Source organism: Bradyrhizobium sp. 2TAF36, from assembly GCF_052114925.1.
In the GTDB taxonomy this organism is placed as follows: domain Bacteria; phylum Pseudomonadota; class Alphaproteobacteria; order Rhizobiales; family Xanthobacteraceae; genus Bradyrhizobium; species Bradyrhizobium barranii.
The window spans coordinates 65,925-79,683 of the sequence record NZ_JBFRFR010000014.1 but is presented as its reverse complement, the minus strand read 5'-3'; the positions used below and the strand labels follow the sequence as shown (position 1 = coordinate 79,683).

Sequence of the window (13,759 nt, the reverse complement as noted above, 5' to 3'; positions counted from 1 at the left end):
GGCGTCCCGTTCGCCGCGATGGCGGAACTGATCTCGCCCTGCGGTAAGTTGACGCGCTCGCCAATGGTCGGAAACTCACRCAAAACCCCGTTTTTGCCGGGGAATGTGCCTCATCGGCACGCGCGCGGGATCAAACCGCGGCAACGTCTTTCAAGAGAGCACGAAAATCATGTTGCCGCATGTTGTCGGCCCGATCAAATCGCGGCATCAACGTGACYGAAAATGAGCAGAGCGACCACCAGCGACGATGACCAGTCTTGATCGGGCCACGGGTTCATCGATGAGCCGCGCCGGCTTGCGGTTCTGGTCTGCCGTCCTCGCTTTCGCGGTTTTCCTGGTCGATGTGCTGACGCCGCTCGAGGGCGCGGTCGCAGTTCTCTACGTCGTTGCGATCCTGCTCGCGGCGAGGACGCACCGGCGTAACGACATCATCGCCGCCGCTGTCGGCTGCAGCGTCCTGACCATAACCGCCTATCTACTGTCGCACGATCTGGAGGCGATCGCCTCGCCTGCCCTTCGTGCGCTGGTGAGCCTCGCAGCCATCGGAATCACGACCTTGCTGGCGCTCCAGAATCAGGCGGCGACGAAGCGCCTCGCGGCGCAGGCGCGCTTGCTCAATCTCTCGCATGACATGATCTTCGTCAGGGATCGCGGCGGCGTGATCAGTTTCTGGAACAGGGCCGCGGAACAGGCCTACGGCTGGTCGGCCGACGAGGCGGTCGGGCAACTCGCCGACGCGCTGCTGAGAACCAAATATCCCGACCGGCGAGAGGCCATCGAGGCCGGCCTGCTCGACATCGGCCGATGGGAAGGCAGGCTGGAGCAGCGGACGAAGGCCGGCGGCGCACTCACCGTCGATGCAAGATGGGCGCTCCAGCACGACCATCTCGGCAAACCCGTTGGAGTCCTTGAAACCCACACCGACGTCACGGACCGCGTCGCGGCACATAACGCGCTGGTGCAGAGCGAGCAGCGATACCGCCGGATGTTCGACGCAAGCCGGGTCGGCGTCGTCGAGGAGGATTGGAGCGCAGTGCGGACCGCGCTGAATTCGCTGGAGACCGGAGGCGCCACGTTGCGGGACTACCTTGCACGAAATCCTGAATTCGTGCGGCATGTCCGCCGGCTCGCCAGAATTACCGACGTCAATCCGGCCCTCCAGAAGATGGCGGGAGCAAGCGACTCTGCGGCCTTCATCGCGAACGTGGACAGGCTTCTGGACGAGAACCACCGCCGTTTCCTCGGCGCGCTGATCGCATTCGCGGAAGGAGAGCGGTTCCACGAAGGCGAGACCGATTTCGTGAGTCTCGACGGACGCAAGGTTCCCGTCATGTTTACGATCACCTTTCCGGCCGAGCCCGACGGAGATCGCAACGTGCTCGCCTTCGTCATCGACATCACCGAGCGCAAGCAGGCACAGGATGCGCTGCTCGCGGCGCAGGCGGAACTGGCGCATGCCGCGCGCGTCGCCACCCTCGGCGAGCTCAGCGCGTCCATTGCCCACGAGGTGAATCAGCCTCTGGCAGCGATCGTCACCAGCGGCGAGGCTGGCTTGCGGTGGCTGCGCCGCGACGTGCCCGATCTCAAGGAGGTTGCGGCGACGATCGGTCACGTCGTTGCTCAGGGCCGCCGCGCCAGCGAGATCGTGACCCGCATCCGGACTTTCCTGAAGAAGGCCCCTACCCAGCAGGATCTGCTGCAGATCGACGAGATCATCGAGGAAGCGACCCTCCTGGTCGCGCGCGAGCTCGTCAAGGACGACGTCACCCTCATCGTCGAGACGGAGCATGGCCTGCCGCCGGTTCGCGGCGACCGGATCCAGCTTCAGCAGGTCCTGGTCAATCTTCTGATCAATGCCGGCCAGGCCATGTCAGGCCGGCCTGGTTCCCGCACCGTTACGCTGCGCGCCGGAACCGTGGACGGCGAAAACCTCGCCATCACGGTCGAGGACAGCGGCCCGGGCATCCAGCCTGACGACTTGCCGCGCCTGTTTGATCCGTTCTTCACCACCAAGGGCGGCGGCATGGGCATGGGACTTGCGATCTGCCGAACGACGGTGGAAGCTCACGGCGGCCGATTGTCCGTGGAGAGCTCTCCGGGCTCGGGCGCGACATTCCACCTGACACTGCCATTTAGCCAAGAACACGCCTTGCCATGACACGACCAAACCAAGTGCAACCGCCGGCCCAATCCTCCAGTTCAGTCGTCATCATCGTTGATGACGACGCGAGCATCCGTGCCTCGCTCGACAGCCTGTTCCGATCCGTCGGCCTCGAGACACGCCTGTTCGGCTCACCGGCCGAGCTGCTTGGCGGCGTCATGCCCGACAAACCGGCCTGCATCGTGCTGGACGTCCGGCTCCCGGGCGTGAGCGGCCTCGATCTCCAGGGGCAACTGACCCGCCAGGGCATCAGATATCCGATCATCTTCATGACCGGTCATGGGGACATTCCAATGTCGGTGCGCGCCATGAAGGCTGGCGCCGTGGATTTCCTGTCCAAGCCGTTTCGCGATCAGGACATGCTCGACGCTGTGACGGCAGCGCTCGAGCGTGATGCGCAGCGCCGCGCGGAAGCCGCGACGAAGGAGGATATCCGCATCCAGTATGAGAGCCTGACGGCGCGCGAGCGCGAGGTGATGGGCCATGTGACCGCCGGCTTGATGAACAAGCAGGTGGCAGGCCTGATCGGCCTCAGCGAGATCACCGTCAAGATCCACCGCGGCAACGTCATGCGCAAGATGGAGGTCCGATCGCTGGCCGACCTCGTTCGCAAGGCCGAAGCGCTCGGGATTTCTCAGAACCGAAAGACTACGGACCAAACCTGAGTATAATTCCGGCGGGACTGCCGCACGGTGCATAAGGCCCCATCGGCCGCCCAATGGGAGATATCCTCCCTGCGGAACACAGCGGTCAGGATGTGTGCCAATGGCCAAAACCCCGGTGATTGCGATCGTGGACGACGACGAAGGCGTGCGCGCGTCGCTGGCGAGCCTGGTGCGTTCGCTCGGCTATGAAGCCCACGCCTACGAGTCCGGCGTCGCCTTCCTGCGGGAACCGGCGGGAGAAGATCCGGCCTGCATGATCGCCGACGTTCAGATGCCGGTCATTCCCGGCGATGAATTGCAGGCGCGCCTGGTTGCCTCCGGCCGCCATTTCCCGATCATTTTCATGACCGCTTTCCCTAGCGAACCCGTGCGCCAGCGCGTCATGGCGGCTGGCGCGCATTGCTATCTCGGCAAGCCGTCCAGCGGCGACGAGATCATTCGCCGCCTCGAAGAGGCCCTGGCGGGCCACGCGCCGCAATAGTCGGGCCCCGGCTCGGGCAAACTGCGCCTTCCCGGCGTGCGTTCCCGAAAGCAGGTTGATGGACCGAAAATACCGGCCCCCGCAGCTCATGCTCCCCTTTGATTTCGCGACGCCGGCAGGCCGCACGCTTTGCCGCGCATGGAGGGAGCATAATTGCCAGGTGACGCCACCAGCGCTGCCGATGACATCCGCCCGCGGGTCTTCGCCGGCTTCCCGGTGAGTTCCTGGGCGTTCGCGCTGCGCGTCCTGCTGGCAATGCTCCTCGCACTCTATGTAAGCTTCTGGCTCGAACTCGAATCCCCCTCGTCGGCAGCCGTCACCGTGGCAATCCTGGCGCTGCCCACGCGCGCGCAGGGCATGGAAAAGGCAGGCTACCGGCTGCTCGCAACCGCCATCGGCGTGATCGCATCGATCGCCATCGCCGGCACCTTTTCCCAAACCGGCGCGCTCCTGCCCGCAGTGTTGGGGATCTGGGTCGGGCTCTGCGTCTACGTTGCCGGGATGCTGGACGGCAATCGCGCTTATGCGGCGGCTCTCAGCTGCATCACCGTTGCCCTGATTGCCATTCAGCAGATCGACAGCCCGTTGCAGGTGTTTCCGACCGGCGTCGCCCGGGGCGCCGCCATCGCCATCGGCGTCCTCGCGGTCGCTCTGGTCAACGAGGTGCTCGCCGCGCCGGACTATCATCCGGTTCTGGCGAGCCGCCTCGAAACACTGCATCGCCGGGTCACGGAGTTCGCGCAACGCGCCGTCCGCGGTGAAGCTTCATCCGCGACCGCTGCTGCGGACATGTTGCGCGATGTCGCGGCCCTGCATCCGGAGATCGCGAGCCTCGTCACGGAGTCGATCAGCGGCCCGGCCAGAACCGCAGCCGCACGCTCCGCGATGGTGGGCCTCGTGAGCGAGCTCGCGCTCTCCCGTACGCTTGCCGCGCTGCCGGCCGCATCCGCGACGTCCCGGGACGACCGAAACCCCGACGCCTCCGGCCTGATCGCGATCTGCCGGACCCATCTGCGCGATCAGATCATCCGCAGGAATGCAGACGTGCGCGACAGCCTCGAGGCACTGCGGGCCGGAAACCATCCACTCCGGCAATGGCGCGCGCCGCTTTACCGCTCGCCTCGCATTGCAGCGGAAGCCGGCGTCAGGGCCGCGATCCACTTCATCCTCATTGCAATCATCTTCGTGATGGCGGGATGGCCGACCACCGCGCTCTGCCTCTCGCTTGCCGCAGTCATCATCGGCCTGAGCGCGACGGCTCCGGATCCGCGCGCCTTCACGACACTGGCGGTTTTTGCCATGCCGATCGCATGCCTGCTCGCCGGCATCCTGAAATACCTCGTCTTCAACGGCGTATCCGAGTTTCAACTGCTGGCGATCGGCCTTGCGCCTCTCGTGATCGGCGCAGCGCTGCTGATCACGCTGCCGAGCGGCATCATGCCGCCGCTCGGCCGGCTCTCCCTCGTGTTCACGCTTGTCATTCTCGCACCGAGCAATCCGCAGAGCTACGACCCCGACGTATTCCTTGTGACGTGTCTGTTTGCCCAGCTTTCCTCGGTTCTGGTCTTCGCGGCGCAACTCCTGCTGCCGTCCTTGTCCGGCGAACGGAGGATCCGGCTGCTGCTGGACGACGCCCATCGCGAGCTGAGCCGCCTCGATTCCGGGCGAGCCCGGCACCTCGCGCCGGAGGAAGCCGCGTTTCGCGATGCCGCCCGGATCGAGCAGATCCTGACGACGAACGGCGCCACGGCACCTCCCCCTCGGGTCGTCGCGGAAGCGCTGCGCTGCTTCGACGAGGCCGTGGTGCTGCGACGGTGCCATGCCGAACTGGACCGCCTGGCCGAGACCTCACTCGGCAACGCGGTGCGCGCCGCGCGAGCCGCGCTCACCCTACGAGATGGAGGCGCAATCCTGACTGCCGCCGAGGCGCTTCGACAGACGGCTGCCCAAGGCAACCTGGCCGTCGATCCGGTGCTCGCCGCGCTCGTTCCGGCCAGCATCGTCCTCGAAGCAAGGCAGAGTTTCGCCGGTTCCGGCCAGGGGACGCATCCGTGACGAATACTTATCGTGAACTCGTCGTGGGCGGCGTGCTGATCGCCCCGATCGTGTCCTATGCGGCAACGGCGCTGCTCGCATTCCTGCTGCTCCGCCCGGTGCTGCGCTTCGTTGGATTTACAAGAATCTTCAGYAACCCGTCGCTGGCCGAGCTCTGCCTCTACGTGTCGATCTTCGGCCTGCTCGCGCTGTTTTGCTAGGGAGAAAGTCATGGACGCGGCTCTGCCTCGAGATGCGGCCTTTCCGCCCCGCCCCGAATCTTCAGCCGAAGCACGGGCGGACGCAGCCGACGCCGTCGCGTGTTCCAGCCCGACGGAGGCCGCGGCGCGCGCGACCAGCGACCGCGCCGCGAACGATGGCGAAGCTTCCCGGCAGGCGACGCCATTGACGCGGTCGCTGCGCAAGGCCGCCGGGCGTTTCATGGCCGGCGTCGGCAAGCATTTCGCCACTCTTGCCATCGCCCTGGTCGCCATCCTGATATCGGTTGCAACCTGGCAGCACTATGTCACCGCGCCCTGGACGCGCAATGGCAGCGTGCGCGTGCAGGTCGCCAATGTCGCGCCGCAGATCGCGGGCAAAATCGTGGAGCTGCGGGTGGCCGACAACCAGTTCGTCCACAAGGGTGACGTGCTCTACGTCATCGATCCCTTCGACTTCGACGTAGCCGTCCGCATCGGCAAGGCCCTCGTCGACCAGCGGGCGGCGGACCTGGAGGTGAAGCAGGCCGAGTCCGACCGGCGCCGGCGTCTGTCCGACCTCGCGACGACGCCAGAGGAGCAGCAGATCTTCGCCGGCAACGCCTCGCAGGCGAAGGCCGCCTACGCAGCGGCCGCTCACCAGCTTGCACAGGCGGAATTGAACCTGAAGCGCACCAATGTGCTCAGCCCCGTCGACGGCTATGTCACCAATCTCCTGCTACGCGTCGGCGACTATGCGCTGACCGGCGTCACCAACGTCTCCATCATCGATTCCAACAGCTTCTGGATCGACGGTTATTTCGAGGAAACCAAGATGGCGCATGTCTGCGTCGGCGATCGCGTCGAGGCACAGCTCATCGGTTACTCCAAGCCGATCCTGGGACACGTGAAAACCGTGACCCGCGGCATCAGCCCGTCAAACGCCGCGGCGGGCACGCAAGGTCTGCCCAACGTGGACCCGATCTACACCTGGGTGCGGCTTGCACAGCGCATACCGGTTCGTGTCGCCATCGACACGGTGCCGCCGGGCGTGCCGTTGGTCTCCGGCATGACGGCCACGGTGACGATCCGGCAGCCCGATGCGGTCGATCGCCAGACCTGGCCTCATCGGCTCCGCACGACCTTCGTGGACCCAATGTTCGATGTGTTCGGCGCAGGAGATCCGCCGCGCCCCAACTGCCTCCAATCCCCATCCCAGCAGCCTCCCGAGGTGACGGCGCTTCCCTACGCGCGGGTGCCCGCAATTCCGCCGGCGGAGAAGATCGCGCCCGGACTCACCCCCGGCATCGATGCCTCGCCACGCCTTCCCTGAATCCGGTCAGATCGCCCGACCTGAAGAGAGCTGCATCGCGCCGCAACATCGGAACTCACAGCGCAGGCCTTTGATTCTTCTTGCTTAATTCGGAGTATCGCGACGTTCCGACGCACCTGCAGCTTTCGCAAAATCTAACACGATTTCAGCAACGCTAACGGGCCTTGTGGCGGCATCAGACATATCGTTCGAGCGTCAACCAATGGCATTCAGCAGCCGTCACGGCGGCAGCGGAATCCAAAAGACGGGACGAACGATGCTCACCGATATGCAAGCGGCCGGCGCCCGATTGACACATCAACCCGGCGCCCGCGAACCGGATTTCTCTCAGGGGGCACGGGCATTCCCCCACGAACGAAAATGGCGCCAGCCCGAGCAACGCGCGGGCGTCGCGCGCGAGGACATCACGATCTCGCGCTTTACCTATGCGCAGACGGCCGTCAGGCGCGAGGATGCAACGACGCCTCCCGACCGGTACTTCTTCTCGATCGCCCTGAAGAGCACACGTCTCAAGCTGACCAGAGGCAGTCAGACCATTTTCGACGGCGCCATGCCGGCGGGCACGCTCTATGTCGGCGCGCCGTCGAAGCCGCTCCGCGCGCAGTTTCTTGCGCCGTGCGATTTCCTGCACTTCCACATCTCGGCCAATTGCTTTCCATCTCCACAGCAGGGAACGGAGCCGCTCGCGCCCGAATGCCTGAACGATCTCCTTCTGTTGCGCGACCCGTTCGCCGAGCAACTCGCGAAGGCGCTGACCGAACAAGGCCATTCGGCCGATCGCGAATTTGCGTGCTGCATCGCCCAGACGCTGGTGATGCACGTCGCTCGGCGCGAGCCCCCGCGTACGAAAGTCAACGCCTTGCCGAAATGGCGGCTCCGACGCGTCGAGGAGTATGTCAGGGCGCGCTTCGACCACTCCATCAGCCTATCCGACCTCGCCGGCGTCGCGGGATTGTCCCGGATGCACTTCGCAGCGCAGTTTCGCGCCGCGACTGGATACCGGCCGCGCGAGTATCTCCTGCAACAGCGCATCGAGCATGCAAAATCTCTCCTGTCGAATACCGAGACGCCGCTGGTCGAGGCGGCGCTGGCCGTCGGTTTCTGCACGCAGGCGCATTTCTCGACTGTCTTCAAACGTCTGACAGGCGACACGCCGGCACGTTGGCGATGCACCAGCCGGAACGCATTGGCGTCACCCAGGCTAGCCGAATGCGACCCGGTTCCGTCACGCGAGCCGGTGTCTCATGTCCTGCCGGCGGACCTTCGTGAATCATGCGAAATGAGAAACAGCGTGGGGACGTGAAATACTTTGCACGCCGGATCGGCGATGCTGGCAGTGTTAGTGACTGAGACCCCCAAGTCACGGCTCGAGCCTTCTCCTCCCAGGCATGCGAGCATTGGGCCGTCCTCCCCACAAGGACGGCCCCTTTTTTTGCCTCGCCGCACGTCGATCCGGAGCGCACCGTCCGTCCGATTCCAGAACGAAGCTGTTGCCATTTCAGTCGCTGAGATGCCGCGCAAGCCAGTTGCGTACGCCCTGAAGACTCCTGAAATCGTCCAGCGACCGCACCGGAAGGCCGGGCTCGATGCTCGCAACCATCCGGCTCAGTGCATGTCCAGGTCCAAATTCGAGAAATGCCGTGGCACCCGCTTCGAGACAGCTTTGCAGGCAATTTCCCCACTGCACGGTTTGCGAGATCTGCGCGGCGAGCTTGTCGTGGCCCGTCTCGGCGGAGACGACCGAACCGCCGTCGATGCCGCTCAGGATGCGCGCACCGGCGGCCGACGGGAACGCCACCGGCGCCGACCGCAAGACTTCGCGAAACACGACCGACGCCTCGGCGAGCCGTCCGGTGTGGGAGGCAACCCGAACCGGCAGATCGACGATCCTTGTGGCACGCATCGCCCTCGCCTCTCCGGCAATCCCGTTCAATGCCTCCCGGCCACCGCCGATCACGAAGGCRTCGCCTGGATTGACGATGGCGATCGCCGCACCGTGGCGCTCGCAAAGGCGCTTAATATCGTCATGTGAAAGACCGCGGACAAAGATCAGCCCGTCACCGGCGCAGGTGGCGGCGTCCATCGCTTCCGCGCGGCGCACTGCGAGGTCGAGCGTGAGGACCGGTTCGAACAGATCTCCCACGCCCCATGCCGCCACCTCACCGACGCTGTAGCCTGCGATGATAGCGCCATGTGGAATGATGTCCCTGAGCCCGGCAGCGGCGGCCAGTGCCTGCAACGTGCATAGAATCTGGCCGGACCGGTTGCGATGCAGAGCCTCGTCAGATTCGCTGCGCACGAAATCGCGCGGATCCCAGCCGCCCAGCAACGTTGCCGCGTGTGCAAACAGGTGCGTCGCTTCCGGCGCAACGCCCGTCAGGGCGAACATGTCCCGATGCTGTCCGCCTTGTCCCGAGCACAGGATCGCAAGTGTCATGATTGCCGCCTAGTGCGGAAAGAGCACGGCGATCGCGACCGCCATGGTCGCGACGCTGAATCCGGTGCTCGAAATGACCATCGATCCGACCGCTGCCGAGTCCAGCCGGTAGTTGACCGCAAACAGGATGCCGAAAAAGCCGGAAGGCACCGCGGCGAGCAGAATGGCCGTCCTCGCTGTGTCGGGAGCGATTGGAAAGACGTGAGTGATTGCAACGGCTGCGAGCGGCCGAACCACGTCCGCGGCCACGGTTGCGGCCGCGATCTTCCAGTTCAGGCGGAACGACTGTGCCGACAGGATGGCTCCGGTCAGGAACAGCGCGACGCCGGCGGCCGAACTCCCGATCAGGGCGAGGCAGGCATGAGCGAGCGCGTCGAGGCTCAGATCCGACACGGAAAACAGGATGCCGAAGACGGGCGCGAGCACGACCGGCTTGGTGATCGCACGCCCCACTGCCGTCAGCATCTGCCGCGCCGCCATTTCCTCGCCACGGGACCTGGCGGCGTCCATTTCCGCCATGATCAGGGTCACCGGGCTGATGAGGACCGAACCGGTTGCCAATGCGACGGCGACCGGAACGGCGCCCGCCTGTCCCGCGACGGATGTCAGGATTGGAAGACCGACGCCGGCAAGATTTGGAAAGCCAACCGTGAGTGCCTGAATCGACGCATCGGGCCGCGACACCTTGAACAACCTGCGCGCGGCAAGATACCAGGCGGCATAGAGCAACGACATCGTTATGCCGAGCACCAGAAACAGCGGAACCTGCTCGATCATCTCACTGCGCGACGCTGAGGCGGTCGCGGCGAACAGGGACGCCGGCACGGCGAAATCCATCACGAGTGCGTTGAGAGCATCGACATGGAGATTGTCGACGACATGAAACCTTCCGGCGGCGTATCCAAGCAGCAAGACAAAGAACACCGGCACCAGCGCCATCAGGATTGCATTGGACATCATGGCCCCGGCGCGTCGTGGGCATCGACGAAGAGCGACATCGCAAGCAGGTCAGCCGAGCCACCGGGACTGAGACGACGGGCGACGAAGCTTTCATGGATCCATCGCGCGCTGACGCGCCAGCCGGGAGCGCGCACGCCGCCGGCGTCGATGAAACGACGTGCCGCGCGACGCGCAAAACGAAGCCCCTCGAGCCCGCCACGATGCAGCAGATTCGTGTCTTCCACGGACGCAATCAGGGCAAAGCACGCTTCGACCCGAGCCGCTTCCGCATCCTCGGGCGTGGCAGGCATTGTTCTCCGCAGGGCCGGCAAGCCGATCCGGTAGACGCTGGGAAACCCGCTCGCCGCCTCGATACGGGCTCCGCCTGCGCGAAAGCGGCGGCGAGCAGCGCTGCCATGGCTGTGCAGCAACACCGGACCGTCGAGTATGCTGGCGCCCCAGAGGCGTGCCACGACGTCGCCGAGCGGAAGTGCCGGATCGACCAGCCCGCCGGCCCTCGCACCGGCCGCCGCGCACAACAGGCCAAGACCGAAGATCGCGCCGCGATGCGTATTAACGCCCGCGGTCGCCTCGAGCATCGCCCGTTCGGCCTCCAGGCCGATGACCCGCAGCACTCCCATGCCGCAGCCAAGCGCGCCCGCTTCGGCAAGACTTTGAAGGTAAGGCCTGATGGCCGCGGCGCTGCGACGAAACGTGCCGGCATCCATGTCGACGTGACTACCATTGTCGACATGGCTCACGAGCCCCGGCTTGGGCCAGGTTTCCAGCTCCATGGCGAGGCAATCGGCAGCGAAGCCGCCGATGGCCCGGATACCGGACGGCGTCTGCCCCCGGCTGGCAACAAGCGGTTCGATGTTTCGCGCGGCCGCTGTGATCATGATCCCATCGCTCCCGAAATGAATCGATCCCTGTCGAGCAGGGCCACGCACCCGATGGTCTTGACCAGAAGCTGGTCCGTGCCGGCATGGAATTCGCGCCAGTTCACCGCTGCACCATCCGCGCGCATCAATTCGCCATCGAGCCGCATCGGCGCATCGGTCTCGATCGCAGCCAATTCGGCGGCGAGACGATCCAGATCGGTTTCGCGGGGGAACGCGAACAGGACATCGAGGTCGGAACGAGCGGTCACGTAATCGAGCCCGGTCAGCGATTGCCATGCGAGGCTGCCGAACACGCGCAAATCCACCGAATGACGGAGCGCGAGCCCGTCGAGCCGATCGAGCGTCGGCCACCAGTTGCGCGGCGCCGAGGCGCGCACCTGCCGCAGCGCGGGCGGCCTCGCGACCGAGGTGACGTGGTTGATATCCGCGAGAAACGACAGCCGCTTCTTGCCGGCGGAGGGCGGCAACGGCAGGCCGAGCGCAAGGCCGGTCGCTTCGCTAGGCAGAGCGCGCCGCCTGATCGTCGGCCATCCCATTTCGGACCAACGCGAAACCAGCGGGTCGGCTGCGAGATCGCCGCGCATCCCGATCATCGCGCGCCAACCCTGCGGGCTGACAAAGACAAGGTCGTGGCGACCGACCGGCGGTTCAGCGGGTTTGCAGGGCAAGGTCACGAACGCGCTCCGCGATATCGGCGGCCTTCGGCCGGCCACCGCGCTCCTTACCGAGCGCATCTCTTCGATCCCGCGCAGCCGGCATGTCGGCGAGCAGCGCCTCCAGCTGGTCTGCGAGTGAGGTGGCATCGCTCCATGTCATATGAACGGCACCCATCTGCTCGAGATTGGAGAGCCCCGGCGCGAAAACCGGCGTCGATTTGGCTTTCTCCTCAAGAGCGGTCATCGACAATTTGGTGACCTTCGCCATCGACGGCAGATCCATCACCGCGGGAGAGGCGCCGGGCAATCCGACCAGCACGCGCGTCGCAAGGCCCGTCGCAAGCAGGGCCCCCGCCGCCGAGTGGCCGTAGAGAAGACCGATGGTCGGGCGGCCGTGCATGTCCGCGTGGATCAGCACTTTCGCCAGATGCGCGAGGAATTCGTTGAGCCCAAGCAGCTCGTCACGCTTGCTCATGCGCTGGCTGTCGCTGTCGACGAGCACCAGGATCGGTCCGCTCCCCCGGTCGATCGACTCCAGAACATGCGCGGAAAGCCTGATCGCCTCGTCGACGCCGAGCGCAGTCCGATCCGCAACACCAATCACGAGTATCCTGCCGCCGGACCGCAGCGTCGCCGCGCCGGCAATGACGCCATTGTCGTTCCTGACCTCATGGCCGTCGGGAAACAGCGAGGCGAGAATGTCATCGAGCGTCACGGCTGCTCCTCCCGATCCTGCTAGCGAGCGCAATGAACTGGTCGGCCGGCAATTCCGGAACCGTTTCCGCATGCGCAACACCTTCCACGGTCCAGATATCGACGGCGTCCTGGCAAGCGCCGAAGCGGCGCAACCTGTCGGCCAGACGCCCCTGCTCCGCCCTGAGCCGGTCGAGGCCGAAGGGGCCGATCAACCCGATCAGCTCGAGTGCGGCCTCGCGAAAATCCTGCACAGTGTCATCGGCGAAGACGTCGGCTGCACCGAGCAGCCGCCGGTGCTTGCCGCCCATGGTGCGCCAGACCAGGGCACGGTCACGGGAGTCGAACTCCTCGACGCCGCGATTGGTCTCGATCACCTCGGGGCCCGAAACCGCGATCCGTCCCGCCTCCGACACGGCGAGCGCGGAGCAACAGCCTGCGATCAGACCGCCGCCGCCGTAGCAGCCGGAGCGCCCGCCGATCAGGCCGATGACCTTCACGCCAGCACTGCGCGCCTCCATCACCGCACGCATGATCTCGGCGATGGCGAGCTCACCGGCATTGGCCTCCTGCAGCCGGACGCCGCCGGTATCGAGCAGGATCAGAACGGGGATCGATCCGATCTCGCGCGCTGCGCGGAGCAGACCCAGCAGTTTGGCGCCGTGCACCTCGCCGAAGGCGCCGCCCATGAAACGTCCTTCCTGCGCGGCGACGAAGACCGGCGCGCCGCCGAGCCGGCCATGGCCGACGACGATGCCGTCATCGAACTGCTCGGGAAGGCCGAATATCTCCAGATGCGGACTGACCTCGCGCTGTTCCGGCCCGATGAACTCGACCAGGCTGCCGGCATCAAGCAGCAGATCAAGCCTCGTCCGCGCCGATGCCTCGTTGAAGCTCGTGCTGCGGGCCCGTTCGGCCGGGGCGATGTGCGGGAGCGGCGCGGTCATTGCTCGCTCCCCGCGATCAATCGCACCGCCTGCGCCAGCCGAAGCGAGACCGTGTCGGGCCGCGCGCCGCCGTCATTGATGGAAAATTTCAGCCCGCCGGGCGAATAGCGCTCGACGAAATCGCCAATGACGGCGCTCCAGACTTCGCCGAAGCCCATCGCCGCGGTTTTGATCTCGACCGCGCATTCCGCATCCGGCAGGACGCGCTCGACCAGGACTTCCAGATTGCCCGAGGCGACCACGCCCACGATCGCGCTCTGCCTGATACCGCCCGCACGCTCGCGAACCGGATGATGAAAGCTGAGATCTTCCAT

At 65.5% G+C, this 13,759-nt stretch carries 14 protein-coding genes; 7 read left to right on the top strand and 7 right to left on the bottom strand.

Annotated features, from left to right (window positions below; genetic code table 11):
- The first annotated feature begins 280 nt into the window (after positions 1-280).
- From AB4Z51_RS10625 to AB4Z51_RS10595, 7 genes are all read left to right on the top strand, one after another.
- Positions 281-2,158 (top strand): PAS domain-containing sensor histidine kinase, encoded by a 1,878-nt coding sequence (locus AB4Z51_RS10625; protein ID WP_441268470.1) that lies wholly within the window; start codon positions 281-283, stop codon positions 2,156-2,158.
- On the top strand, positions 2,155-2,826 hold the full coding sequence (locus tag AB4Z51_RS10620; RefSeq protein WP_038944749.1) for a response regulator transcription factor: 672 nt from the start codon (positions 2,155-2,157) through the stop codon (positions 2,824-2,826). The genes AB4Z51_RS10625 and AB4Z51_RS10620 overlap by 4 nt, the downstream gene beginning before the upstream one ends.
- A gap of 100 nt (positions 2,827-2,926) precedes the next feature.
- Positions 2,927-3,307, top strand: coding sequence for a response regulator transcription factor (locus AB4Z51_RS10615; RefSeq protein WP_441268471.1), 381 nt, complete (start codon positions 2,927-2,929; stop codon positions 3,305-3,307).
- Positions 3,308-3,460: 153 nt separating this feature from the next.
- A complete protein-coding gene (locus AB4Z51_RS10610; RefSeq protein WP_441497386.1) occupies positions 3,461-5,362 on the top strand; it encodes an FUSC family protein in 1,902 nt (633 codons plus the stop codon).
- The gene (locus AB4Z51_RS10605) at positions 5,359-5,562 is read left to right on the top strand and encodes a DUF1656 domain-containing protein (RefSeq protein ID WP_028155834.1); all 204 of its coding nucleotides are present in this window, start codon (positions 5,359-5,361) and stop codon (positions 5,560-5,562) included. Before AB4Z51_RS10610 ends, AB4Z51_RS10605 begins: the two co-directional genes overlap by 4 nt.
- Before the next feature lie 10 nt (positions 5,563-5,572).
- Positions 5,573-6,871, top strand: a complete 1,299-nt coding sequence (locus AB4Z51_RS10600) for a biotin/lipoyl-binding protein (RefSeq protein WP_441268472.1) — start codon at positions 5,573-5,575, stop codon at positions 6,869-6,871.
- A gap of 256 nt (positions 6,872-7,127) precedes the next feature.
- A complete protein-coding gene (locus AB4Z51_RS10595) occupies positions 7,128-8,174 on the top strand; it encodes a helix-turn-helix domain-containing protein (RefSeq protein ID WP_063986513.1) in 1,047 nt (348 codons plus the stop codon).
- A 195-nt stretch (positions 8,175-8,369) separates the two neighbouring features.
- On the opposite strand, the gene AB4Z51_RS10590 is transcribed toward AB4Z51_RS10595, so the two are convergent.
- From AB4Z51_RS10590 to mdcC, 7 genes are read right to left on the bottom strand one after another with little or no spacing between them, the layout of a single operon-like run.
- Positions 8,370-9,308: an acyltransferase domain-containing protein gene (locus AB4Z51_RS10590; protein ID WP_441268473.1), complete on the bottom strand. Its 939-nt coding sequence runs from the start codon at positions 9,306-9,308 to the stop codon at positions 8,370-8,372.
- A 9-nt stretch (positions 9,309-9,317) separates the two neighbouring features.
- A complete protein-coding gene (locus tag AB4Z51_RS10585; RefSeq protein WP_208086004.1) occupies positions 9,318-10,268 on the bottom strand; it encodes an AEC family transporter in 951 nt (316 codons plus the stop codon).
- Positions 10,265-11,146, bottom strand: a complete 882-nt coding sequence (mdcB, locus tag AB4Z51_RS10580) for a triphosphoribosyl-dephospho-CoA synthase MdcB (protein ID WP_441268474.1) — start codon at positions 11,144-11,146, stop codon at positions 10,265-10,267. The genes AB4Z51_RS10585 and mdcB overlap by 4 nt, the downstream gene beginning before the upstream one ends.
- Positions 11,143-11,823 (bottom strand): malonate decarboxylase holo-[acyl-carrier-protein] synthase, encoded by a 681-nt coding sequence (mdcG, locus tag AB4Z51_RS10575; protein WP_441497385.1) that lies wholly within the window; start codon positions 11,821-11,823, stop codon positions 11,143-11,145. Before mdcG ends, mdcB begins: the two co-directional genes overlap by 4 nt.
- Positions 11,798-12,520 (bottom strand): biotin-independent malonate decarboxylase subunit gamma, encoded by a 723-nt coding sequence (gene mdcE / locus AB4Z51_RS10570; RefSeq protein ID WP_063984273.1) that lies wholly within the window; start codon positions 12,518-12,520, stop codon positions 11,798-11,800. Before mdcE ends, mdcG begins: the two co-directional genes overlap by 26 nt.
- Positions 12,507-13,445, bottom strand: coding sequence for a biotin-independent malonate decarboxylase subunit beta (locus AB4Z51_RS10565; RefSeq protein WP_441268476.1), 939 nt, complete (start codon positions 13,443-13,445; stop codon positions 12,507-12,509). Before AB4Z51_RS10565 ends, mdcE begins: the two co-directional genes overlap by 14 nt.
- Positions 13,442-13,759 carry a malonate decarboxylase acyl carrier protein gene (gene mdcC / locus AB4Z51_RS10560; protein ID WP_063984275.1) on the bottom strand — a complete coding sequence of 106 codons (318 nt, stop codon included), beginning with the start codon at positions 13,757-13,759 and terminating at the stop codon, positions 13,442-13,444. The genes AB4Z51_RS10565 and mdcC overlap by 4 nt, the downstream gene beginning before the upstream one ends.